Source organism: Paraburkholderia graminis (genome assembly GCF_003330785.1).
GTDB classification, from domain to species: Bacteria; Pseudomonadota; Gammaproteobacteria; order Burkholderiales; family Burkholderiaceae; genus Paraburkholderia; species Paraburkholderia graminis.
Window position 1 is genome coordinate 2,608,356 of the sequence record NZ_CP024935.1, and the last position, 20,139, is coordinate 2,628,494.

Genomic DNA, 20,139 nt, shown 5'->3' on the forward strand with positions numbered 1-20,139 from the left:
CGGCCTCACATCACCGCCCACCTAACCCGCCCTCAAGCCTCCAACTGCTCGAGCACCTTGCCCTTGGTTTCAATCCCGAGAAAATGCACGGCCACCGCCGCAAGAAATGGCACAGCCGCGAGAATATAAAACGCGATCTGTAAATTACCGCCGATCATCGTCTTCGACACAATCGCCGGCGCGAAAATCGCCGCGACTTTCAGCCATGCGCCGCCGACGCCGCAACCCATCGCGCGGATGCTCGTCGGGTACAGTTCCGGCGTGTACACATAAGCGGTGATGAAGCCGCACGCGAGAAAGCCGAGCGACAACGCACAGCACGTCGCCACCACATACACCGACGAATCGTGCAACACGCCCGCCATCAGCAGCGAAACTGCGCACGCCAGAAACGACAGATTAATGATCGGCTTACGCCCCACCTTGTCCACCAGCAGCGCGCAAGTCAGCGACCCCACCACGCCCAGCACCGAAGCCGCCACCGCAAGGTTCAACGCCAGTTGCAACGGCGCGTGATAGATCGTGCGATAGATGGTCGGCAGCCACGTCGACAGACCATACTGAATGAAGCCGCAGGTGATCCACAGCATCGCAACGGCCAGCGTTCGCTTCAAATACGCCGGACCAAACAGATCGCCCATGCGGCGCTTCGGATGACGATTCGCCATTGCTTCAAATTCGGCCGAATGGACAACCGGCGGCAACGGGCCCTTCGCGGCACGCTCGAATGCATGGACTGCTGCATCGGCATCGGCCATGCGTTCGCGCTCGGCGAGCCAACGCGGCGACTCAGGCACGAGCTTGCGCAACACGAAGAACAGAATCAACGGCATGCCGCCGATAAAATACATCGCCTGCCAGCCGAAACGCGGCACGATCCACGCGCCGAGCGCATTTGAAGCCAGCAACCCAACCGGAAAAACAATTTCATACAACAGCACGAAACGACCGCGCCCATGCGCACGGCTAATCTCGTTGATGTAAGTCGCGGCAACCGGCAATTCGCCGCCGAGTCCCAAGCCCTGAATCACGCGCAACACGACAAATGCCGCGAACGTCGGCGCAAATCCGCACGCAATGCTCGTGACACCGATAATCCCCGAGCTCAGCGCAATCGCTCGAACTCGCCCCTGACGCTCGGCATACCACGGGAACACGAACGCGCCGATCAGTTGCCCGACCGAACCGGAGCCGATCAGAAAGCCGATTTCCCACGGCGTCAGATGCCACTTCGCGATCAGCACCGGCAGCGTGGCCGCAATCGCGATCACGTCGAAGCCGTCGAAGAACGTGGCGAGCCCGATCAGAATCCGCGCGCGCACCTGCATCGCGTTCTTCGGCAGTCGCTCGAGCCGCGCGATGATCGAGCCTCTCGTGACAGGGCCCGAAACGCCTGCGGCGCTGCGGTCTCCAATGGTGTTGTCGATGGTTCTCATGCCGTGGTGCCGTCCGTAGATGTGGTTAGGCAAGCGCCGTTGAGGCGTCGGTCAGTGTGGCAAGGTCGATGGTCCGGCCTTGATTCATCCACTTGCGCGAGAGCTTCAGTTCGCGCGGAGTGTTGATAGCGATCACGCCGCGAATCGCGCCGTCTTCCAGATGAAAAAGCGTCGCGCGCTTGCCCGGCAAATCGCCGCGTATCGCGAGTTGCGCATCGGCGGGAATGTCGCCGAGAATCTGCAGATTGACGTCGTATTGATCGGACCAGAACCACGGAATGTCCGCGTATGGTTCGAACTTGCCGAGCAACGCCTTGGCCGCGCCAATCGCCTGGTTCTGCGCATTGGCCCACGATTCGAGACGCACGCGCCGCTTCAGCCACGCGCTCGGATGATTCGCCACGTCGCCGCAAGCGAAGATGCGCGGGTCGTCGGTCGCGCCGAAATGATCGACCACGATGCCGTCTTCCACCTTCACGCCCGCCGCTTCGGCCAACGCCGTGTGCGGCGCGAGACCGATGCCGGCGACCGCGAAATCGGCGTCCAAAGTCGAGCCGTCGGCGAAGGTTGCACGAATGCGATTGGCGTCGTTCGGATGATCTTCGAGCTTCGTGAGCGCGGCTTTGAGGCGCACGTCCACGCCATTTGCACGATGCAGGTCGAGCAGGAAGTCGGAGACCATCGGCGGCAATGAACGGGCGCATAGACGCGGTGCGCCTTCCACCACGGTTGCATCAACGCCGAGCTTGCGCGCGGTCGCGGCCACTTCGAGACCGATCCAGCCGCCGCCCACCACGAGCACACGCTTGCTCGCACGCAGCCGTTCGCCGAGCGCAACGGCTTCGTCGAGCGTGCGCAGATAAGTCACGTGCGAGGTCTTCACCAGCGCATCAGGCAAGCGACGCGCCGCGCCGCCCGTCGCGATCACGAGGCGGTCGTATTGCACTTCACGTCCCGCTTGCGTGCGAACAACACGCTTCTCGCGATCAATCGACGTCGCGCAATCCGGCTGCCACGCTTCGATCTTCAGCGCGTCGAAATCGTCGGGCTTGACGAGACGCACGGTGTCGATAGTTGCTTCGCCGGAAAGCACGGCTTTCGAAAGCGGCGGACGTTCGTACGGCAAATGCACTTCGTCGGCGATCATCACGAGGCGGCCGTCGTAGCCTTCCTTGCGCAGCGTCTTCACGACCCAGCCTGCCGCCTGGCCGCCGCCGATCACGACAATCGTGCGCGGCACTTCAAGCTCGGCGTGCGCGGCTCGCGCTTTTTCAGTAGCAGCGTCAGTCATTTTTGCGCTCCGTCATGAACTTGCCTTCCGGCGCCTTCGCGTTTTTCTGCCGACGCGTATTGCCGTCGATGCCGCCGTCGATCGCCCATTCGGCGAACACGGTCGGGCCCGGTTCGAAATCGCGCGGCTGCCATTCGGGCGTGAGCTGGTCTTCGTCGGCGTAGTACTCGATCAGGCCGCCCGCGGGATTCTGGAAGTACCAGAAGTACGCCGACGAAACCGGATGACGTCCCGGCCCAAGTTGCGTATCCCAACCGCAGCGGCTGATGTGCATGCCGCCGCCGAACACTTCATGGATGTCGCGAACGGTGAACGCGACGTGATTCAGACCGCGCTTGCCGTTCGGCAACGCGAGCAGAAAAATGTCGTGATGGCCGCCGTGCGGCGCGCAGCGCATAAATGCGCCGCGGCCCGGATAACGGTCCGACATTTCGAAGCCGAGCAGTTCCTGGTAAAACTTTTCCTGTTCGGCCAGTCTGTTCGTGAAAAACACGACATGACCCACTTCGACGGGTTCGGCGCGCTCGTAAATCGGCGACGGCTGATCCACGCGCAGCGTTTGGCCCCACACGTTCGAAGGCGAGCCGTGAATATCGAGCGCACGTTTGCGCGTCACTTCAACGCGAATCGCCATGCCGTTGGGATCAATGCAGCCGACTGCATCTTCGGTTTCGAAATGGCCCGGCTGACCCGCAAAGCGTCCGCGCAATTCGTCGAGTTCCGCTTTAGTCGCAACGCCCCACGTGACTTCGCGCAGCGTCGGACCTTCTTCGAATGCGGGCGGCAGCGACGGATCGTTTGCATCGACGGCAAGAACCGTGCAGCCGTTGAGCGTTTCGAAGCGCGCATGGGTTTCGTCGTGCGCGACTTCCTTCAAGCCCCAGTCCGCGAAAAAGCGCCGACAGGTAGCGAGATCCGTCACGCCGTAGATAATCTGTTCAATGCCGAGAATCGTCATAACGTGCCTCTTGCGTATCGTGTGTCTTCAGTCAGCCCACGCCAGCGGCGCGTCGTTCAAGCCCCAGTAGAGGCTCTTCTGCTGCATGTATTCGCGGATGCCGAGCCGGCCTTTCTCGCGTCCCATGCCGCTCTCTTTCCAGCCGCTAAATGGCGTCGAGATCGAGAACAGCTTGTAGGTGTTGATCCAGATCGTGCCGGCTTCCAGCGCGCGGGCGATCCGGTAAGCACGCTTGTAATCGCGCGTCCAGATGCCGGCGGCAAGGCCGAACACACTGTTGTTCGCTTCTTTGACCAACGACGCTTCGTCGTCGAACGGCATCGCGACCAGCACAGGGCCGAAGATTTCTTCCTGGCAGATGCGTGCGTCGTTGGTGAGGCCTTCGAGAATCGTCGGCTGAAAATAGGTGCCTTGTTCGCGACCATCGCCGACCGGACGCTCGCCGCCGCACAGCAGGCGTCCACCTTCTTCAAGACCGAGCGCGACATAACGCTCGACCGTTTCGCGATGCGCCTGCGTGATCAGCGGACCCATTTGCGTTTCCACGCGCGACGGATCGCCGACACGCAACTTGCGCGCGCCTTCTACCAGACGCTTCATGAACGCATCGTAGATAGAGCGCTGCACGAACAAACGCGAGCCCGCGATGCACGCCTCGCCCGACGAGCTGAAAATGCCGTACAGCACGCCGTTCACCGCGTGATCGAGATCGGCGTCGTCGAAAACAATGGTCGGCGATTTGCCGCCGAGTTCAAGCGAGACCGGCATCAGCTTGTCCGCTGCAATGCGCGCGATGCCTCGGCCTACTTCGGTGCCGCCGGTGAACGACACTTTCTTCACGAGCGGATGACGCACGAGCACGTCGCCGATCACCGAGCCCTTGCCCGGCAACACGCTGATCACGCCCTTCGGCACGCCCGCTTCCTCGCAGATGCGCGCGAGCGCCAGCGACGTCAACGGCGTCACTTCCGCGGGCTTGAGCACGACGGCGTTGCCGCCTGCCAATGCGGGCGCGAGCTTTTGCGCGTCGGACGCAATCGGCGAATTCCACGGCGTAATTGCAGCGATCACGCCGATGGGTTCATACACGCTCATCGTCAGATAATCGCCGCGCGAAGGCGTGACTTCTTCGTCGAGCGTTTCGAGGCACGCCGCGAAATAGCGGAAGGTGTTGGCCGCGCTTGCCACGAGCACGCGCGTTTCGCCAATCGGCTTGCCGTTGTCGCGACGCTGCAACTGCGCGAGCGCTTCGTGACGCGCCATGATCAGATCGGCGATGCGATACAGGATCAGCGCGCGTTGATGCGGCTTCAAACCGGACCAGTCCGCGCGACGCCATGCGATATCCGCGGCTTCCACGGCTTCGCGGGCGTCGTCGGCGTTCGCCGTGGAGATTTCCATGTTGACCGACTGGTCCGCCGGATACAGGCTTTTATACGGGTTGCCGCGCCCTTGCCGCCATTCGCCGCCGATAAAAATATCGCCGGTCGGCACAAGGCTGGTATCGAAGTGAGTCATGTCGGTCATTCCGGTTTGCTTCGGCTATTCAACTATTCGGCCAAGGTCTCAAATCACGCAGCGCGCCGCGCGATTGCGTAACGCGCGAATCGCGCTGTACGCGGTCAACGCAGATGTTTTCGGGTTGTCGGGCAACGGCTTGCCGCACATTTCCAGCGACATCTCGCCGAACGCGCCACGCGCGAGAATCCGATGCACGTTGCGCGTCACATTCGGATCGGCAATCAGGCGAACGGTCGTGTGATCGAGACCGAGACCAGCGAGCGCAATCGTCGCGGCAACGTTGGCGTTCTTCGGATAGAGACGCGCCGCTTCGCGCGCGCTGCCTTCGAAGATCACCTGCTCGACTTTCAACGCGTTCAGATCGCAGACCTGTTCCGCGGGCGTGCCGAGCCAGCCGGTCGGCGGCTTGCGGCCCGTGTACAACACTTCGTCGAGGCCGCCGAGCTTCGCCGCGGCCAATGCATCCACGCCGCCGATTGCGCCCGAGAGCAACGTCAGCGTTGCGTCGCCTTCGTCGGCTGCTGCGGACAACGCATCGAGCAACGTCATATCGGATAACGCACCGATCGACGCGACCGCGCAATCCGTGCCGGCCTTCAGCAGCGGCACAACGTGATCGACCAGTGCGCTGTGTCCCGCGCATTCCAACGCGAAATGCGGGCGGCTGCTCAATGCGGACACTGAAGCCACCACGTCCACCGTCGAGCCGACCACTTCGCGCACCGAAGCCATATGACGCTCCGGCACGATCACGTGCGACACGCGCACCGCCGGATCGGCGGCGACCGAGCGGTACACCGCCTGGCCGATCGCGCCGAAGCCGATCATCGCGACGTCGACGGGAGCGTGGTGCCCCGCGTAGCCCGCATCACGCATGTTCCGGCTCCTCTTTCTTGACCGGCGGCCCGGCGAACGCGGTGGCGAACGAGCCGACCGACAGCATGTCCACCTCGACCAATACCGGACCGGTCTTCGCCATGCCTTCGCGAATGATCGCGTCGGCTTCATCGAGCGATTTGATGCGGTAGTGCGTGAGCTTCAGGCTTTCGCAGAACTGCGCGAAGTCCGGCTGATGCAGATCGACATAGCAGCGGCGGCCGCCGTATTGCGCGTCCTGAATGTTGCGGATCACGCCGTAGCATTGATCGTTCATCAACACGATCATCACGTTGGCGTTTTCCTGCACGGCCGTCGCGAGTTCGCCGACGTTGACCATCAGGCCGCCATCGCCGACGAGGCACACGGTTTTTGCAGCGCTACCTGCAAGCGCCGCGCCGATGCCCATCTGCATCCCCTGGCCGATACCACCGCCGAGTGCGTGCACGCCGGCGCGCGGCGAGAAAATCTTCAGCATGCGGTTGCCCCACGTGCTGTTCGAGATCGTGACGTCGCGCACCCAGTTGTAGTCGCGGCCCACCGCTGACTGCAACGCGTCGACGAGACGCTTGTACGGACCGAGACCCTTGCCTACATCGGCGACTGCGCTTTCGCGCGCCGCGGCCAGATCCGGTCCGAATGAAGGATCGACCTTCACGCGTCCTTCGAGCAGCGTCGCGAGTTCTTCGAGCACCGCCGATGCATCGCCGTGAACGAACATCTCGTTGCGATAGCCGCGGTTATCGGCGAGCGCGTCGGCGTCGATGCGATACAGCGGTTGCGGCAATGCGAGCTTGTACTTGAGCGTTTCATTGCCGCGCAGACGCGAACCGACGACGACCAACGCATCGCAAGTCTTATAGAAACTTTCGACGGCCGGATGCACGTTAAACGCGCCCAGCGTCGCGGGATGATCTTCGGGCAACACGCCGCGGCCCTGCACGCTCGTCACGACGCCGAAACCAAGCGTGACCAGACGCTCGACGGCATGCGTCGCATGACGCGCGCCGCCACCGAGCCACAACAGCGGACGCTTCGCCTTCGCGAGCTGCTCGGCGAGTTGCGCGACGCGCTCGCTGCAATGCGTGAGCGTGGTGATATGCGGCGCGGCCATGTCGGCGGGCCATTCGATTGCGGCGGCCTGAATGTCGATGGGAATCTCGACGCTCACCGGACCGCTCGGCGCGGTTTGCGCAACGCGCACGGCTTCGCGGATGGTCGGCAGCGCGGTCTCCACCGAACGCACGCGATACGCGGCCTTCGAAATGGACTGGAGCATCGACAGTTGATCCGGCGCTTCGTGGATGTACGCAAGATCGCGGTCGAGATATTCGGTTTCGATCTGGCCGGTCACATGCAGCAGCGCGGTGCCTGCGGTCAGTGCTTCGACCATCGCGCCCGCTGCATTGCCTGCCGCCGTGCCGGTGCTCGTGAAGGCCACACCGAGTCCGCCCGATACGCGCGCAAGACCGTCGGCCATATTCACAGCGCCCGCTTCGCCGCGTGCGCCGACATAGCGAATCTTGCCGCGGTTGTGGATCGCGTCGAGGATCGGCATGTTGTGGATCGAGATCACGCCGAACGCGGTTTTTACGCCGCACTGCTCGAGAAAAGCGGCGATCAGTTCGCCAACGGTGGTTGTGTTAGACATGTCGTGCAACGCCTCCAGAAACATCGATGTGACTGCCCGTCGTATAGGACGACAGCGTCGTAGCCAGATAAAAGAGCGCTTGAGCGGCTTCTTCGGGTTTGCCGAAGCGGCCTAGCGGAATGTTTTTCTTGCGCGCGAGTTCGGCGGTCCAGTCGTCCCAGCTCTGGCCCGGCTGCGCTTCTTTCGCATAGCGTCGGCGCCATTGCCCCGATTCGACGATGCCGATCAGAATCGAATTGACGCGCACACGCTGCGGCGCGAGTTCCACCGCGAGCGACTTGATGAGGTTCTGCACCCCCGCACGCGCCGACGAAGTCGCGACCATATGCGGCTCCGGTTGCAGCGCGAGCAGCGAATTCACGCAGACCACGGCCGCGTTGCCCGCGCCGCCGTTGGCTGCATCGCGCAGCATCGGCAGAAAGGCGCGCGTGGGGCGAATCACGCTGAAGTATTTGAGGTCGAGCTCTTCGCGCCATGCTTCGTCGCTCGTATCGGCGAAGGTCGACACGCGGCCCTGGCCCGCGTTGTTGATCAGCATGTCCGTGCGGCCGAAGCGTGCTTGCACCGCTTGTGCAAACCCGTTGACGTCGTCGGCATTCAGCACGTCGCAGCGGCGCGCGAGCAATCGCGCGGCGGGAAACTGCGCGTTCAAGGCGGCCTCGGCTTGCGCGAGACGTTCGGTATCGCGGCCGCAGATGGCAACCGATGCGCCCGCTTTCAAAAACAGTTCGGCGCACGCAAGGCCGATGCCCGACGAGCCGCCGGTCACCACCGCTACTTGCCCGCTGAGATCGATTTGAATCATTTGAGTCCCAATGCCTTCATGTATTTGCTGCCCGCATTCGAACCGTTGCCCGGCCGGTAATTGAGCCGCTGCGAAAGCTCGTCGGCTGCGCGGCGCACTTTGTCGACCAGACCGCTGTCCAGCAGCGACGCGTCGATCTCCTGGCGCGGAATCGTCGTCGTGATCACGGCGACGATGCGCCCCGTGTCATTGCGCACCGGCGCGCTGACAACCGAAATGCCGCGCTCGAACGACGACTCGCTGATCGCGAAACCGCGCCGCGCGTCGTCGCGAATCCGTTCGTAGAGGTCGTCTATCGTCGCGGGCGTCTGTCGGGTGAAACGTTCAAGTTCCGGCTCGGGATAAAGCTTTTTCAGTTCGTCCAGCGTCATGTCGCCCATCAGGACCTGACCGTGCGTCGTTGCATATGCGGGCAGGCGCGTGCCGACGTTGACCTTCACCGAACTGAAAATCGGCGCGTGGCTCTGCGCCTTTGCGACGAAAACGACATCGCGTCCATCGCGAATCACAATGTGCGCGGTGAGACCCGTTTCGTCGCGCAAGGCTTCGATGATCGGCAAGCCGAGGTCGGTCAATTCAAGCGAGCTCAGATATTCGAAGCCGAGGCGCAACACGGCGACGCCGAGTCGATAGTTACGGTCTTTATCCGCGCGTTCGAGAAAGCCGAGCGATTCCAGCGTTTGCAGCAAGCGGAAAACTGTCGTGCGAGGAATCTTCAGGCGTCGCGACAATTCCGGCGCGCCGAGAACCGGCTCGCGCGGTGAGAATTCGGTGAGGATCTTCAAACCGCGTTCCAGACCGGGCACGCGGTAACTGCTATCGCTGTTGCTATCGCTGCTGTCGTTGCGGTCTTCTTCCGCGTCGCGCTCGTTGAGGGTGTCGGGCGTCATTCATTGGCTCCGTTGTCCGGCGCTTGCGCGGCAGAACGTGTCGATGATCGCGGTGTACGCGGCGCTTGCTTCGATGTAGCCGGCGTGCCCCGCGTGTGGCACGACTTGCAGTTGGGTATCCGCGGCGAGCGCGAGTCGCTCGCAGGCCGCGGGAGTCGTAATGGTGTCGTCCGCGCCGACCGCGATATGCAGGCGGCCGTTATAGCGGCCCTTCAAACGCGCGAGGTCGCTGGCGAGGTCCGCGTTGGCGAGCAGATGCGTGGCCTGCGCGTAGCCGTGCGGAATCACACGCGACATGTTCCAGCGCACCCATGCACGCGCTTCGTCGCTTGCATGCGCGGACAACATATTGGCGCTGCGCTTTTCCGCGAGACCTTGCGGGCCGAGTTCGTTGAGCATCGCGAGCCGTTGATCGCGCTTCGTCTCGCGCACTTCCGCGGAAGCCGCGCCGTAGCCGCCGGCCGGCGACAACAGCAACAGACCCGCCACACGCTGCGGATGCATCGCGGCAAACGAACCGGCGATGATCGCGCCGAGCGAATGACCAACCAGCACGCAACGTTCGATGCCGAGCTTTTCCAGCCATTCGTAGAGCAGGCTTGCGTAATCGGTGGCTGCGGGAGAAGCGGCGGCAACCGGCGTCGATTCGCCATAACCCGGCGCGTCCCACGCCAGCACGCGACGGCTCGCGCTCAATGCCTCGAACTGCTGCACCCACGAAGCCGCGCCCGAGCCGATACCGTGCAGCAACACGAGCGGCAACGCATCGCTCGTCTCGCATGCTTCGCGATAACTCAGCACGCGCTGCGATGCCAGTTCGACCTGCCGCGCAGGAAAGCGCGCAACGCGTGCTTCGAGCGTGGCGTGTGAAGCTGCGGCGGTAGCGGACGAGACTGCGGACATGATTTCCTTCGCGGGTGTTTTGACGAAAAGCGCTTAGCGCTTGAGCGCGGCGAGCGGCGAATCCGGCGGATACGTCGGCGTGATCGGCTTCGGCGAACCGAGCATCACGCACATCAGCGCGTCTTCTTCGCCGATGTTGATCTCCGTGCGATACACGCCCGGCGGCACCGAAATGAGATCGCGCTCGCCGAGCACGGCTTCCCACGTTTCGCCGTCTTTCTCGCAGATCACTTTCATCTTGCCGCGCAGCACGAAGAAAATTTCTTCGACATCCATATGAATATGGCTCGGGCCGATGTTGCCGGCCGGAATCACCATCGTCGAAAACGTGAAGCCGCCTGCGGGCACTGTGTTCGAATCTTTGGCGACACCTGTGCCGCCCGTGCCGACGTAGCGCATTTGCGCACGGCGATACTTCGGGTCGAAGTCGGCCTGGAATTTCAGCGCGTCCCAGTCGTAGCGACGCGTTTCAAAGCGCGCGACGCGGCTGTCGAGCCACTGCGCAAAGCTCGCGTCCGCGGGTTGGTCCCACGATTTGCGTTCGATATCGGCGTCCGCCATCTCTTTCTCCTTTCGATTCGACAAGATCAATTCATCACGAAGCCGCCGTTCACCGGCAGCAACTGGCCGGTCACGAAGCGCGCGGCATCGGACAAGAGGAACAGCACCGGCCCAGTCACGTCGTCGGGCACTTGCGCACGCGTCAGCGCGCGGCCTTGCAGGTAATACTGATGACGCTCGGCGGGCACATAAGCGGTCGCCTCGACTTCGGTGAGGCCGGGCGCAATCGCGTTGACCGTCACCTGATGCGCGCCGAATTCGCGTGCGAGCGAGCGCGTCATCGAGATCACGGCGCCCTTGCTCGCCACGTACGCGAGCAACTTGGGCGCGCCCCACATCGCCGTATCCGACGCAATGTTCACGATGCTGCCGCGGCCCGAGTCGCGCAGATAAGGCAGCGCGGCGGTGCTCATCAACCAGGTGCCGCGCACGTTCACATTCATTACGGCGTCCCAGGTATTGACGGAAAGCTCGTCGGCAAACTTGCCGCCCGAGTTCGTGATGGCCGCGTTGTTGATCAGCGCGTCGATGCCGCCGAGTTGCGTCGCCGCCTGGTCGGCGAATTGCGCGATGCTTTCGGGGTTGGCCAGATCGAGCGGAAGGTACGTCGCCGCATGGCCTTCAACAGCAAGCGATGCCGCCAGCGCGCGTCCTTCGTCGTGCAGCACATCGCCGAATACGACTTGAGCGCCGGCTCGCACCAAGGCCCGCACGAACGCCGCGCCGAGACCGCGCGCGCCGCCCGTCACGAGGACGCGCCGGCCGTTGAGCATCGCGGACGCGTCGTTATGCATGGTTCTGGCCCGCTGCTTCGGTTTGCGCGGCTTGCGCCTGATGCGCTTCCAGCGCAGCAAAATCCTGTTGCGCGCGCTGGCGCAGCATGCGCCGCACACGCGTCATGCCCACGTCGTGCTGATAGAGAAACTCACGCTCGCGCGCATTCGGCGCCATGCTTTCGAGCACATAGCGGTCTTGCTCCAGCACGGCCCAATGCAGACCTTCCAGCCGATTGCGATACATGAAGCGCCACGCGTCGCGCTGCCAGCCCTGCACCTTGCGGGTCCGCCAGAAATAGACCTGGCAGTTGTTTTCGTCGACGGGAACCGCGAAGCCGATGATCCCGAAGTTGCCGCCGGGGCCGAACTTCTTCTTGTACGGAATCGCGAGGCGCATCCACAGGCAACCGGTTTCGCCGAGTTCGACCCAGTCGAAGTTCACGTCGCGCTGGCCGACCTTTTCGAACATCAAACCGGTTTCGGTTTTGCGCACGCGCATGTCGGCCTGCTTGTCGCCTTCGGCCATCGAGTGCGAAGTCGCGTGCAGGTAGGCGCCGTGCATCGGGTCCATCACGTTGTCGATCGCGTACTGGTAATTGCACTTCCAGTTCGACATGCAGAGGAAGCTCGCGTATTCGTCGCCGACGAGTTCTTCCGGCAATTGCAGCGGCGCGGGTTCTTTGTGAGCGTCGTCGCCGAACCAGAGGAAGATCGCGCCCGCGTGTTCTTCGGCCGGATACGACTTCACGCACTTCTGGCCTTCGAGCGGACAGTTCGACACGGCAGGCACTTTAGTGACCGTACCGCCACCGTTGATTTCAATGCCGTGATACCAGCACGCGACGCTGCCGCCGAGATTCCAGCCGAGCGACAGGCGCGCGCCGCGATGCGGGCAGCGGTCTTCGAGCGCGTGGACTTTGCCTTCCTTGTCGCGCCACAGCACGATCTGATCGCCAAGGCGCGTGATGCCGATGGGCGCATCGCCGACTTGCCAGCTCGGCGCGACGGGATACCAGTAGTTGCGCAGACCGCGGTCCAGATACGACTGGATGGGATCGGCTGCGGGTTGACTTGTAGCGGGGGACGTCATGAAGAGACTCCGGATGCGAATGCGGACGCAGTGAGCGTGGTCGAAAGAGCGCGCTTATTCGGCGAGCAGACGAAATTCGGCGGCGAGGCGTTCGGCGTTCCACGCATTGCCTTCCGGCGTGCGAAAGCCAATGCCATTCAAACCGTCGACGACTTCCTGCAACTCCACCGCGCCGGCTTCGAAAACTTTTTCGAGTGCATCGCCGAAGTCGTTTTCGTATTGCGTCGGCTCGGCCTTGCGCGTTTGCCAGATGAAGTTTTCCGTCTCGCCCGGCTTCTCGATCACGCCCTTGCCGGCGACGTTGTTCGGCTGCGGCGCGAGCCACGGCTTCAGGAAGGGATTGAAGTTCACGGCTACTTCTCGCATGTCATTCCACCTTGATCTGGATTTCTTCACCGGCGAGGCGCACCGAATACGTCTTCAGGTCGCGGCCACCGGGCTCTTTCAGGCACTTGCCCGTCGGAATGTGAAACACGGCTTCGTGCAGCGGGCATTCGACCGTGTCGCCGTCGATAAAGCCCTGCGTCAGCAGCGCGTATGCATGAGGACAGACGTTTTCGAGCGCATAGAGCGCATCGCCCACCTTGTAGATGCCGATTTCCGTGCCGTCGAGCTTGAACTCGAGCGGCGCGTCGTCGGACAGGTCGCCGGCATGGCCGGCGCAGCGCCATTGTTCAGTCATTTCTCGCCTTCTCCTGAAGCTCTATGTTCCATATAAGGAACATCAGTTCGTGTATGGATAATTATAGGAGTGACTCTAGCCGCGACAAATAAAAATCTCAAGCGTTAGGGGAAAACACTGACGGTCACTGACCACGCCCGGCATTGCTCCGACCGGCACACACGGCCACAACGCTTTGCCGGCGCGGTTTCGGCCGTAAAACCAGCGCATCCGACGAAGCCCAGACTCGGGTTTCTACGGACACCGAAAATTTATTTTGACCACTTTCGAAGTCACTATACTTTCCATAGGCGATACACACGCCCATAGGTGGAACATAAAGCGCGGCAGATTTGGCGGCTCGACCAAAGCTGCATCAACCCAAAAAGCAAGCGATCAGGGACGACGAAACTGGCCCGAGCCACGCGTCGTGTGATCAGGAGAACCAACGGTGAAGCACATCATTGCAGCCGGTTTGACGGCAATCTGCGTAACGACAGGCGCATGGGCGCAGAGCAGCGTGACGCTGTACGGCAGCCTGGATGCCGGCATCGCGTACATCAGCAACGTGGGCGGCCACGCGAAGTGGATCGAGGAACAGGGCAACATGCAGCCCGACCGCTGGGGCCTGAAGGGCGTCGAAGATCTCGGCGGCGGCCTGAAGACGATCTTTCAGTTGGAGAACGGCTTTTACACGAACACCGGCGCGTTCGCGAAGGCGGGCACGCTGTTCAATCGGCAGGCGTTCGTGGGTTTGAGTTCGGACAAGATCGGCACGCTGACTTTCGGCCATCAGACGCCGTTCAGCTTCGACGTGCTGGGTCCGCTCAGCACCGCCTACCTCGCGGCGAGCTGGTATGCGTTCCATCCGGGCAATATCGACGAACTCGCGGACACGGGCGTCGTGCCGTTCGACAACTCGGTGAAGTTTCGCTCGGCCACATTCAACGGCTTCAGCGTCGGCGCGATGATGGGTCTGGGCAACACGACGAACTTCTCGACCGGCAAGACGCTGAGCTTTGCGCTTAGCTATGCGAACGGTCCGTTCAAGGCCGGCGCGGCGTATGCGAACGAGCACAACCGCACGCCGTCGATCGTCACCACGGGCATCACCAGTTTCCAGGGCGTGCCCGCCGCCAGCTACAGCGCGGACAAGGTGCAAAACATGGGCGCGGGCGCGTCATACCAGTTCGGCAAGCTGCTCGTGCACGGTCTTTACACGCGAGTGAAACTGGAGTCGGCCGGGCACTCGGACACCTATCAGAGCTACGACGTCGGCGCGAATTATCAGTTCACGCCGTTCAACAGCGTATCGGGCGGCGCCGCGACCACCACGCTCGCCGGGCACCGCTGGACGCAGTTCGAGATCGGCGACATCTACGCGTTGTCGAAATCGACGCAACTGTATGTGAATGCGCTCTATGAGCGTGCGGGTTCGAATACCGACGCTGCGTTCTTCACTGCGGGCGTGTCGAGTGGCCGCAACCAGACGATCATTCTGACCGGCATCCACCACTCGTTCTGAGCGGAAGATCGGAACCTCGGAACCTCCGAACTAGCTCGCCGTGACCGGTTTGCGGCGAGCCTGCGACGCGGTAGGGTCGTCCGCGCGCGGACGATAGCCCAGCCGCTCCGACAATTCGAGCGCGGCCTGGCACACGGCGCTAATGAGCGGCTCGCGCTCCTCGCTCTCGCCGAGATCGGAACGCGGAATGGTGACGGTCAACGCGGCGGCGATCTTGCCGCTCTGGTCGCGCACCGGGGCGCTCACTACTGAAATGCCCCGCTCGAACGACGCCTCGCTCAGCGCATAGCCGAGCGCCGCGCTTTCGCGCACTCGTCCGTACAGTTCTTCGACAGTCGCGGGCGTGCGTTCGGTGAATCGTTCGAGCTGCGGTTCGGGATATAGCTGACGCAGTTCGTCGAAAGTGAGATCGCCCATCAGCACCTGGCCATGCACCGTCGCATGCGCGGGCAGGCGCGTGCCGACGTGCACCTTCACCGAACTGAACATTGGCTCATGAGTTTGCGCTTTGCCGACGAACACCACGTCGCGCTGATCGCGAATCAGCAGATGCGAACTCAAACCGGTGACGTCGCGCAGACGTTCGAGAATCGGCGTGCCGACGTCGGTCAATTCCAGCGAGTTGAGATATTCGAAACCGAGCCGCAGCACCGCGACGCTCAGCCGGAAATAGCGGTCGCCGTTGACGCGTTCGAGAAAGCCGAGCGCTTCGAGCGTCTGCAACAGACGGAAGGTTGTGGTGCGCGGAATGCCGATGCGCCTGGACAATTCGGGAGCGCCGAGCACAGGTTCGCGCGCGCTGAATTCGGCGAGGATACGCAGGCCGCGCTCGAGGCCCGGCACGAGATAAGTCGGGCCGCCGGCGCTGTCTTCGTCCACGGCGGCGTCTTGCGCCGAAGGCATGACATCGTCCTGCGAAACCGGCGCTGCCGCAGCGCGGGGCCTGGTCTGCTTGCGTGCCGCTCCTGTCTGCTCTTCTTTTGCCATCTTGGCTGCCGTTTTTCTGCTGTTCATCGAGGTCAGATCAGCATGATAGCGTCTTTGCGGTGCTATGCTTTGATGCGGTCCGCTGCGCGAGGCCTCGTAGCCGCGCCTTCGTTCCGCTCAAGCGTCCGGAGACTACGCTCATGCCTAATTCCGTGCAGATTCAGGTTGCCGATTCGCATCTCTACCCTGGCTGCGCGGTGCACATCGCGCACTTACCGGAGCCGGCGCGAGCGGCCGCCGCGATCGTCGAATTCGCGGACGGCTCGGGCGCTCATGCCACCTGTCATCTGCGGGCGCACGACGAACTCGAACTGACCGTCGACGGTTACGCGACCCAACAGCGCCATCCGGTCAATTCAAGGCATTGGCTGCTGTTTGCCGTCGATGCAACGCACAACAGTTGGCGCGTGAAGCGCCGCTTGCCTTAGTTGCCGCTTAGTTGCCGCTTAGTTGCCGCTTAGTTGCCGCTTAGTTGCCGCTTAGTTGCCGCTTAGTTGCCGCTTAGCTGCAAACCCCCGCCGCACCATCAGCACGATCGTAGCTTTCGCCGGCGTCTTGCGCGCCGCCCCGAGCCGCATTTGACGCTCGTCACGCCCACCTGGGAACCGACCGATGACAGACCACGACTCCTCGCCGCCGAACTCCAATAGCGCCGACAGCGCCGATCACCCCGCCCATGCCGCGGACGACCCTCTTAATCCCGAGCGCCGCCGTGTACTGACGGGCCTTGCCGCCGTCGGCATCGGGCTCGCGCTGAGCGGCTGCAAGACCGAAGAGATGGCGAGCGCCGCCGGCCCGCGCAGCGCGGCGGATATACGGCTCGATGCCGCACTGCGCGACCAGGTCAAACAGATCGTGGTGATCTACGCGGAGAACCGCAGTTTCGCCAATCTCTACGGCAATTTTCCAGGCATCCAGCATCCACTCGACGCCGTCGCCGCCGAGCGCTATCTGCAACTCGACCGCGACGGCAAGACGCCGTTGCCGCGCCTGCCGGCCATCTGGGGCGGCCTCGTTCCGCAAGCCCAGGAAGTGGACGGCAAGCGCTACATGATCGGCCAGAAGGACCTCGGCAATCTGCGCAACGGGCCTTTTCATCTCACCGACGCGCAAGGCGCGCCGCTGCCCACAGGTGTGATCACGCGCGACCTCGTGCATCGCTTCTATCAGAACCAGATGCAGATCAACGCGGGGCGCAACAACCAGTTCGCCGCGTGGGGCGATTCGGGCGGCCTCGTCATGGGCCATTACCGCAATTCCGCCGATACCCTCAAGCTCTGGAGTCTCGCGCAGCAATACACGCTGTGCGATAACTTCTTCATGGCCGCGTTCGGCGGCTCGTGGCTGAACCACATCTTTCTGATTTCGGCGCAGGCGCCGTTCTATCCGGACATCCATAACAGCCCGGCGAAGAAAATGGTGTCGGTGGTCGAAGGCGACGATCCGACCGGCGTGCGGCTGAAGCCCGCGCCCGACTCGCCGGCATCGGCATTGGACGGTCCGCCGAAATACGTCAACGACGGCGCCTTCACCGCCGACGGCTACGCGGTCAACACCATGGCGCCGCCGTATCAGCCGAGCAACGTGCGCCCGGCGGAAGGCGGCGACCCGGCGTTCGCGGATGCGTCGAATCCGCGCGTGCTGCCGCCGCAGCATTACGCGACGATCGGCGACCGTCTCTCGGACAAAGGCGTGGATTGGGCGTGGTACAGCGGCGCGTGGCAATACGCGCTGGAGCATCAGGACACGGGCGCGGTGCCCGACTTCCAGTATCACCATCAGCCGTTCAACTACTTTGCCAACTACGCGCCGGGCACGGCGGCGCGGCGCAAATATCTCCGCGATGCGGGCCTCGGCAGCGAGCCGTCGACGAACCGTCTGATCGCGGACATCGACGCGGGGCGTCTGCCCGCCGTCACGTTCTACAAGCCGCAAGGCGATCTGAATATGCACGCCGGTTACGCGGACGTCGAGTCGGGCGACCGGCACATCGCGCGCGTCATCGAGCATATTCAGCGCGGTCCGCAGTGGGCCAATACGGTCGTGATCGTCACCGTCGATGAAAACGGCGGCTGGTGGGACCCGGTCGCGCCGCCGAAAGGAGACCGGTGGGGGCCGGGCTCGCGAATTCCCGCGCTGGTGATTTCGCCGCTTGCCAGAAAGGGCTACGTCGATCACACCGTGTACGACACGAATTCGATTCTTCGGCTGATCAGCCGCGTGCACGGACTCGCGCCGCTCGATGGCGTCGTTGCGCGCGATCGCGCGTTCGCCCGTAACGGCCTTGTGCCGCCTGGCGATTTGACGGCGCCGCTGGACCTCGCGTGAGCTCGTCGAAGGACGCGCGCGCGAGCTGCGCGTTCGTGTCGCAGGCGGGCGTTTGCGCGTCCATCCAGGCGTGTTTCCGCGCGGGCTTCGGCGTCGCTTTTTAACGCCGAAACTCATAGCTTCGCCTTGAATAACCGGTGCCGCGACATAGACTGTTAAAGCAATTCTTGGCACTTTGCACGGAACTGATATGCGCCTGACTATCCTTATCAACGGTTCCGATCCCACCGTCAGTCACGACTACGCTGTTCTATGGCTCGACACCGACCAGCACCGGTGGTCGAGGGAAGCGCATCAAGGGATCGATCTGCCCCCGTGGGGCGAACTGCACGACGAAGACGGCGTGACGACACTGTGCGCGCCGAGTAACGACGCGCCGCTTTGCACGCTGCGCGGCTTGCACGTCGACCGAAAGCAGCGTGTGAGCGCGGCGCAAGGCGACGCCGCCTGGACCGCGATGCACAATCGCGCGCCGACGAGCGGCTTCTGGCGTTTGCAAGCGGTCGATCGTCAAGACGTGCACGCTGAAAATAGCGTGTTCGGCAATTAATTCCCGCAGCTCTTTCTGCTCGGTCGAAATTCCACGCGCGGGTCGTTGAGGCTCGCGCGTGGAATTTTTTGTTCACGTGTCGGCGCGAAGTGAGCATGAGGTGAGCGCAATATGAGTGCGAGCGCACCAAACGCGTTTCCGCGACGCATGCCCTTAAGCCGGCCTTAAGTTTGCGTGCGTAGAGTTGGAAATCCACGCATTCGGGTCGCTGCAAGGCGGCCCATTTTTTTTGCCCGCGCGAATCGCATTGCATCGCCTCATGCGTGCGCGCGACGCTATACTTTGCGCCCCTTACCTCTCCACCGTTCGACACATGAAGAAGTGGTTCGCCTGTCTGCTCGTCGCGTTTGCCGCTCACGCGAATGCAGCGCCTTCCTGTACCCAGTTCACACCGAATGCGCAATGGCCCGTTCTGACGAATCAGAAGATGGCGGCCAAAGCGCGCATGCTTTGCTATAGCGATTTCGCCGTCATGCATTCCGGTATCACGCATGGCCCTTTGTGGTCCGCGGAACATCTGACGCGCGACCATATCGAAGCCGCGAAAGACATGGTGCGCACCAACAAGTTCTTCGAAGACGCGCGCTTGCCCGACGGCGAAGGCGCGACGCTCGCCGACTACAAGCGCAGCGGCTTCGACCGCGGGCATATGAGCCCCGCGGGCAATCGCTGGAATCGGGACGCGATGGCACAATCGTTTTCGCTTGCCAACGTGGTGCCGCAAAATCGCGAGAACAATCAGCGCTTGTGGGCGCGCATCGAAACGTCGGTGCGTAAAATCGCGATGGCGTATGACGACACTTACGTCGTGACAGGCCCGATGTTCAGCGGACAGCAGTTGCAGACTATCGGCTCCTCGCGCGTGTTCGTGCCGACGCAGTTGTTCAAGGTGGTCTATGTGCCTTCGCGGCAACTCGCGTTCGCGGTCGTGGTCGACAATGTATCCACGAACCGCTATGACATCAGGACGATTCACGAACTCGAGGCAGTATCGGGCATCCGCTTTCCGGGCATTCCGGAGAACCTCAAAGATCAGCGACCGGGAGGACTCAAAGGTGTTTAAACCCTATTCGAACGACGACGACGTGCTCAACATCCAGGGCGACGCCATGACCGTGAGCAACGGCACGACGCGCGTCGTACTCAACGGCACGCTCGAACTCACGCAAGATCAGCGCGGGCTGAAGGCCGCGCTTGCATTGAAGCAGGCGGTGGATGCGATCGTGGCGGCGTTGCAGGCGCAGCCGGCGCTGCCCGCGAAAGTGAAAGAGGAACCAGACGCGAAGCCGGGCGTCGTCGATAACCCGTTTCAGTAACGTCTAAAGCGCAG

At 62.7% G+C, this 20,139-nt stretch carries 21 protein-coding genes; 6 read left to right on the top strand and 15 right to left on the bottom strand.

Going from position 1 to position 20,139, the window contains the following annotated elements:
• Positions 1–32 precede the first annotated feature (32 nt).
• From CUJ91_RS29840 to CUJ91_RS29905, 14 genes are read right to left on the bottom strand one after another with little or no spacing between them, the layout of a single operon-like run.
• Complete coding sequence (locus CUJ91_RS29840) at positions 33–1,436, bottom strand: MFS transporter (RefSeq protein WP_114157838.1); 1,404 nt, start codon at positions 1,434–1,436, stop codon at positions 33–35.
• A gap of 25 nt (positions 1,437–1,461) precedes the next feature.
• Entirely contained in the window at positions 1,462–2,727 is a 1,266-nt protein-coding gene (locus tag CUJ91_RS29845; protein ID WP_006047369.1) for an NAD(P)/FAD-dependent oxidoreductase, read from the bottom strand.
• Positions 2,720–3,685 (bottom strand): VOC family protein, encoded by a 966-nt coding sequence (locus CUJ91_RS29850; protein ID WP_006047370.1) that lies wholly within the window; start codon positions 3,683–3,685, stop codon positions 2,720–2,722. Before CUJ91_RS29850 ends, CUJ91_RS29845 begins: the two co-directional genes overlap by 8 nt.
• 27 nt (positions 3,686–3,712) lie before the next feature.
• A complete protein-coding gene (locus CUJ91_RS29855; RefSeq protein WP_114158105.1) occupies positions 3,713–5,203 on the bottom strand; it encodes an aldehyde dehydrogenase in 1,491 nt (496 codons plus the stop codon).
• 48 nt (positions 5,204–5,251) lie between these two features.
• Positions 5,252–6,082: an aspartate dehydrogenase gene (locus CUJ91_RS29860; RefSeq protein WP_006047372.1), complete on the bottom strand. Its 831-nt coding sequence runs from the start codon at positions 6,080–6,082 to the stop codon at positions 5,252–5,254.
• Positions 6,075–7,733 carry a thiamine pyrophosphate-binding protein gene (locus CUJ91_RS29865; protein WP_044020272.1) on the bottom strand — a complete coding sequence of 553 codons (1,659 nt, stop codon included), beginning with the start codon at positions 7,731–7,733 and terminating at the stop codon, positions 6,075–6,077. Before CUJ91_RS29865 ends, CUJ91_RS29860 begins: the two co-directional genes overlap by 8 nt.
• Positions 7,726–8,538: an SDR family oxidoreductase gene (locus CUJ91_RS29870; protein ID WP_114157839.1), complete on the bottom strand. Its 813-nt coding sequence runs from the start codon at positions 8,536–8,538 to the stop codon at positions 7,726–7,728. Before CUJ91_RS29870 ends, CUJ91_RS29865 begins: the two co-directional genes overlap by 8 nt.
• The gene (locus CUJ91_RS29875; RefSeq protein ID WP_114157840.1) at positions 8,535–9,428 is read right to left on the bottom strand and encodes an IclR family transcriptional regulator; all 894 of its coding nucleotides are present in this window, start codon (positions 9,426–9,428) and stop codon (positions 8,535–8,537) included. The genes CUJ91_RS29870 and CUJ91_RS29875 overlap by 4 nt, the downstream gene beginning before the upstream one ends.
• Positions 9,429–10,331, bottom strand: coding sequence for an alpha/beta fold hydrolase (locus CUJ91_RS29880; RefSeq protein WP_114157841.1), 903 nt, complete (start codon positions 10,329–10,331; stop codon positions 9,429–9,431).
• Between the two features lie 33 nt (positions 10,332–10,364).
• Positions 10,365–10,892 (bottom strand): cupin domain-containing protein, encoded by a 528-nt coding sequence (locus tag CUJ91_RS29885; protein ID WP_053859783.1) that lies wholly within the window; start codon positions 10,890–10,892, stop codon positions 10,365–10,367.
• Between the two features lie 26 nt (positions 10,893–10,918).
• Positions 10,919–11,686: an SDR family oxidoreductase gene (locus CUJ91_RS29890; RefSeq protein WP_114157842.1), complete on the bottom strand. Its 768-nt coding sequence runs from the start codon at positions 11,684–11,686 to the stop codon at positions 10,919–10,921.
• The gene (locus tag CUJ91_RS29895) at positions 11,679–12,758 is read right to left on the bottom strand and encodes an aromatic ring-hydroxylating dioxygenase subunit alpha (protein WP_114157843.1); all 1,080 of its coding nucleotides are present in this window, start codon (positions 12,756–12,758) and stop codon (positions 11,679–11,681) included. Before CUJ91_RS29895 ends, CUJ91_RS29890 begins: the two co-directional genes overlap by 8 nt.
• A gap of 54 nt (positions 12,759–12,812) precedes the next feature.
• Positions 12,813–13,124, bottom strand: coding sequence for a recombinase-like helix-turn-helix domain-containing protein (locus tag CUJ91_RS29900; protein ID WP_006047380.1), 312 nt, complete (start codon positions 13,122–13,124; stop codon positions 12,813–12,815).
• A gap of 1 nt (position 13,125) precedes the next feature.
• Positions 13,126–13,440 (bottom strand): non-heme iron oxygenase ferredoxin subunit, encoded by a 315-nt coding sequence (locus tag CUJ91_RS29905; protein WP_006047381.1) that lies wholly within the window; start codon positions 13,438–13,440, stop codon positions 13,126–13,128.
• 430 nt (positions 13,441–13,870) lie between these two features.
• Here CUJ91_RS29905 and CUJ91_RS29910 point away from each other — a divergent pair, with 430 nt between their 5' ends.
• Positions 13,871–14,944: a porin gene (locus tag CUJ91_RS29910; protein ID WP_006047382.1), complete on the top strand. Its 1,074-nt coding sequence runs from the start codon at positions 13,871–13,873 to the stop codon at positions 14,942–14,944.
• Positions 14,945–14,974: 30 nt separating this feature from the next.
• On the opposite strand, the gene CUJ91_RS29915 is transcribed toward CUJ91_RS29910, so the two are convergent.
• Positions 14,975–15,931 (bottom strand): IclR family transcriptional regulator, encoded by a 957-nt coding sequence (locus CUJ91_RS29915; RefSeq protein WP_114157844.1) that lies wholly within the window; start codon positions 15,929–15,931, stop codon positions 14,975–14,977.
• A gap of 140 nt (positions 15,932–16,071) precedes the next feature.
• On the opposite strand from CUJ91_RS29915, the gene CUJ91_RS29920 reads away from it, so the two are divergent.
• The 5 genes from CUJ91_RS29920 to CUJ91_RS29940 all read left to right on the top strand — a co-directional run bounded on the left by CUJ91_RS29920 (position 16,072) and on the right by CUJ91_RS29940 (position 20,125).
• A complete protein-coding gene (locus CUJ91_RS29920) occupies positions 16,072–16,359 on the top strand; it encodes a hypothetical protein (RefSeq protein ID WP_006047384.1) in 288 nt (95 codons plus the stop codon).
• Positions 16,360–16,543: 184 nt separating this feature from the next.
• Positions 16,544–18,259: an acid phosphatase gene (locus CUJ91_RS29925; protein WP_114157845.1), complete on the top strand. Its 1,716-nt coding sequence runs from the start codon at positions 16,544–16,546 to the stop codon at positions 18,257–18,259.
• 190 nt (positions 18,260–18,449) lie between these two features.
• On the top strand, positions 18,450–18,809 hold the full coding sequence (locus CUJ91_RS29930) for a DUF3564 domain-containing protein (protein ID WP_006047386.1): 360 nt from the start codon (positions 18,450–18,452) through the stop codon (positions 18,807–18,809).
• Positions 18,810–19,122: 313 nt separating this feature from the next.
• A complete protein-coding gene (locus CUJ91_RS29935) occupies positions 19,123–19,872 on the top strand; it encodes a DNA/RNA non-specific endonuclease (RefSeq protein ID WP_114157846.1) in 750 nt (249 codons plus the stop codon).
• Positions 19,865–20,125 (top strand): hypothetical protein, encoded by a 261-nt coding sequence (locus CUJ91_RS29940; RefSeq protein WP_006047427.1) that lies wholly within the window; start codon positions 19,865–19,867, stop codon positions 20,123–20,125. Before CUJ91_RS29935 ends, CUJ91_RS29940 begins: the two co-directional genes overlap by 8 nt.
• Positions 20,126–20,139 lie beyond the last annotated feature (14 nt).

Coding starts and splice junctions, on each gene's coding strand:
- CUJ91_RS29885 (WP_053859783.1), bottom strand. CDS start 10,892: ATGGCGGACGCCGATATCGAACGCAAATCGTGGGACCAACCCGCGGAC.
- CUJ91_RS29880 (WP_114157841.1), bottom strand. CDS start 10,331: ATGTCCGCAGTCTCGTCCGCTACCGCCGCAGCTTCACACGCCACGCTC.
- CUJ91_RS29860 (WP_006047372.1), bottom strand. CDS start 6,082: ATGCGTGATGCGGGCTACGCGGGGCACCACGCTCCCGTCGACGTCGCG.
- CUJ91_RS29915 (WP_114157844.1), bottom strand. CDS start 15,931: ATGGCAAAAGAAGAGCAGACAGGAGCGGCACGCAAGCAGACCAGGCCC.
- CUJ91_RS29905 (WP_006047381.1), bottom strand. CDS start 13,440: ATGACTGAACAATGGCGCTGCGCCGGCCATGCCGGCGACCTGTCCGAC.
- CUJ91_RS29930 (WP_006047386.1), top strand. CDS start 18,450: ATGCGCCTGACTATCCTTATCAACGGTTCCGATCCCACCGTCAGTCAC.
- CUJ91_RS29895 (WP_114157843.1), bottom strand. CDS start 12,758: ATGACGTCCCCCGCTACAAGTCAACCCGCAGCCGATCCCATCCAGTCG.
- CUJ91_RS29935 (WP_114157846.1), top strand. CDS start 19,123: ATGAAGAAGTGGTTCGCCTGTCTGCTCGTCGCGTTTGCCGCTCACGCG.
- CUJ91_RS29890 (WP_114157842.1), bottom strand. CDS start 11,686: ATGCATAACGACGCGTCCGCGATGCTCAACGGCCGGCGCGTCCTCGTG.
- CUJ91_RS29925 (WP_114157845.1), top strand. CDS start 16,544: ATGACAGACCACGACTCCTCGCCGCCGAACTCCAATAGCGCCGACAGC.
- CUJ91_RS29865 (WP_044020272.1), bottom strand. CDS start 7,733: ATGTCTAACACAACCACCGTTGGCGAACTGATCGCCGCTTTTCTCGAG.
- CUJ91_RS29920 (WP_006047384.1), top strand. CDS start 16,072: ATGCCTAATTCCGTGCAGATTCAGGTTGCCGATTCGCATCTCTACCCT.
- CUJ91_RS29845 (WP_006047369.1), bottom strand. CDS start 2,727: ATGACTGACGCTGCTACTGAAAAAGCGCGAGCCGCGCACGCCGAGCTT.
- CUJ91_RS29855 (WP_114158105.1), bottom strand. CDS start 5,203: ATGACTCACTTCGATACCAGCCTTGTGCCGACCGGCGATATTTTTATC.
- CUJ91_RS29840 (WP_114157838.1), bottom strand. CDS start 1,436: ATGAGAACCATCGACAACACCATTGGAGACCGCAGCGCCGCAGGCGTT.
- CUJ91_RS29875 (WP_114157840.1), bottom strand. CDS start 9,428: ATGACGCCCGACACCCTCAACGAGCGCGACGCGGAAGAAGACCGCAAC.
- CUJ91_RS29870 (WP_114157839.1), bottom strand. CDS start 8,538: ATGATTCAAATCGATCTCAGCGGGCAAGTAGCGGTGGTGACCGGCGGC.
- CUJ91_RS29850 (WP_006047370.1), bottom strand. CDS start 3,685: ATGACGATTCTCGGCATTGAACAGATTATCTACGGCGTGACGGATCTC.
- CUJ91_RS29900 (WP_006047380.1), bottom strand. CDS start 13,124: ATGCGAGAAGTAGCCGTGAACTTCAATCCCTTCCTGAAGCCGTGGCTC.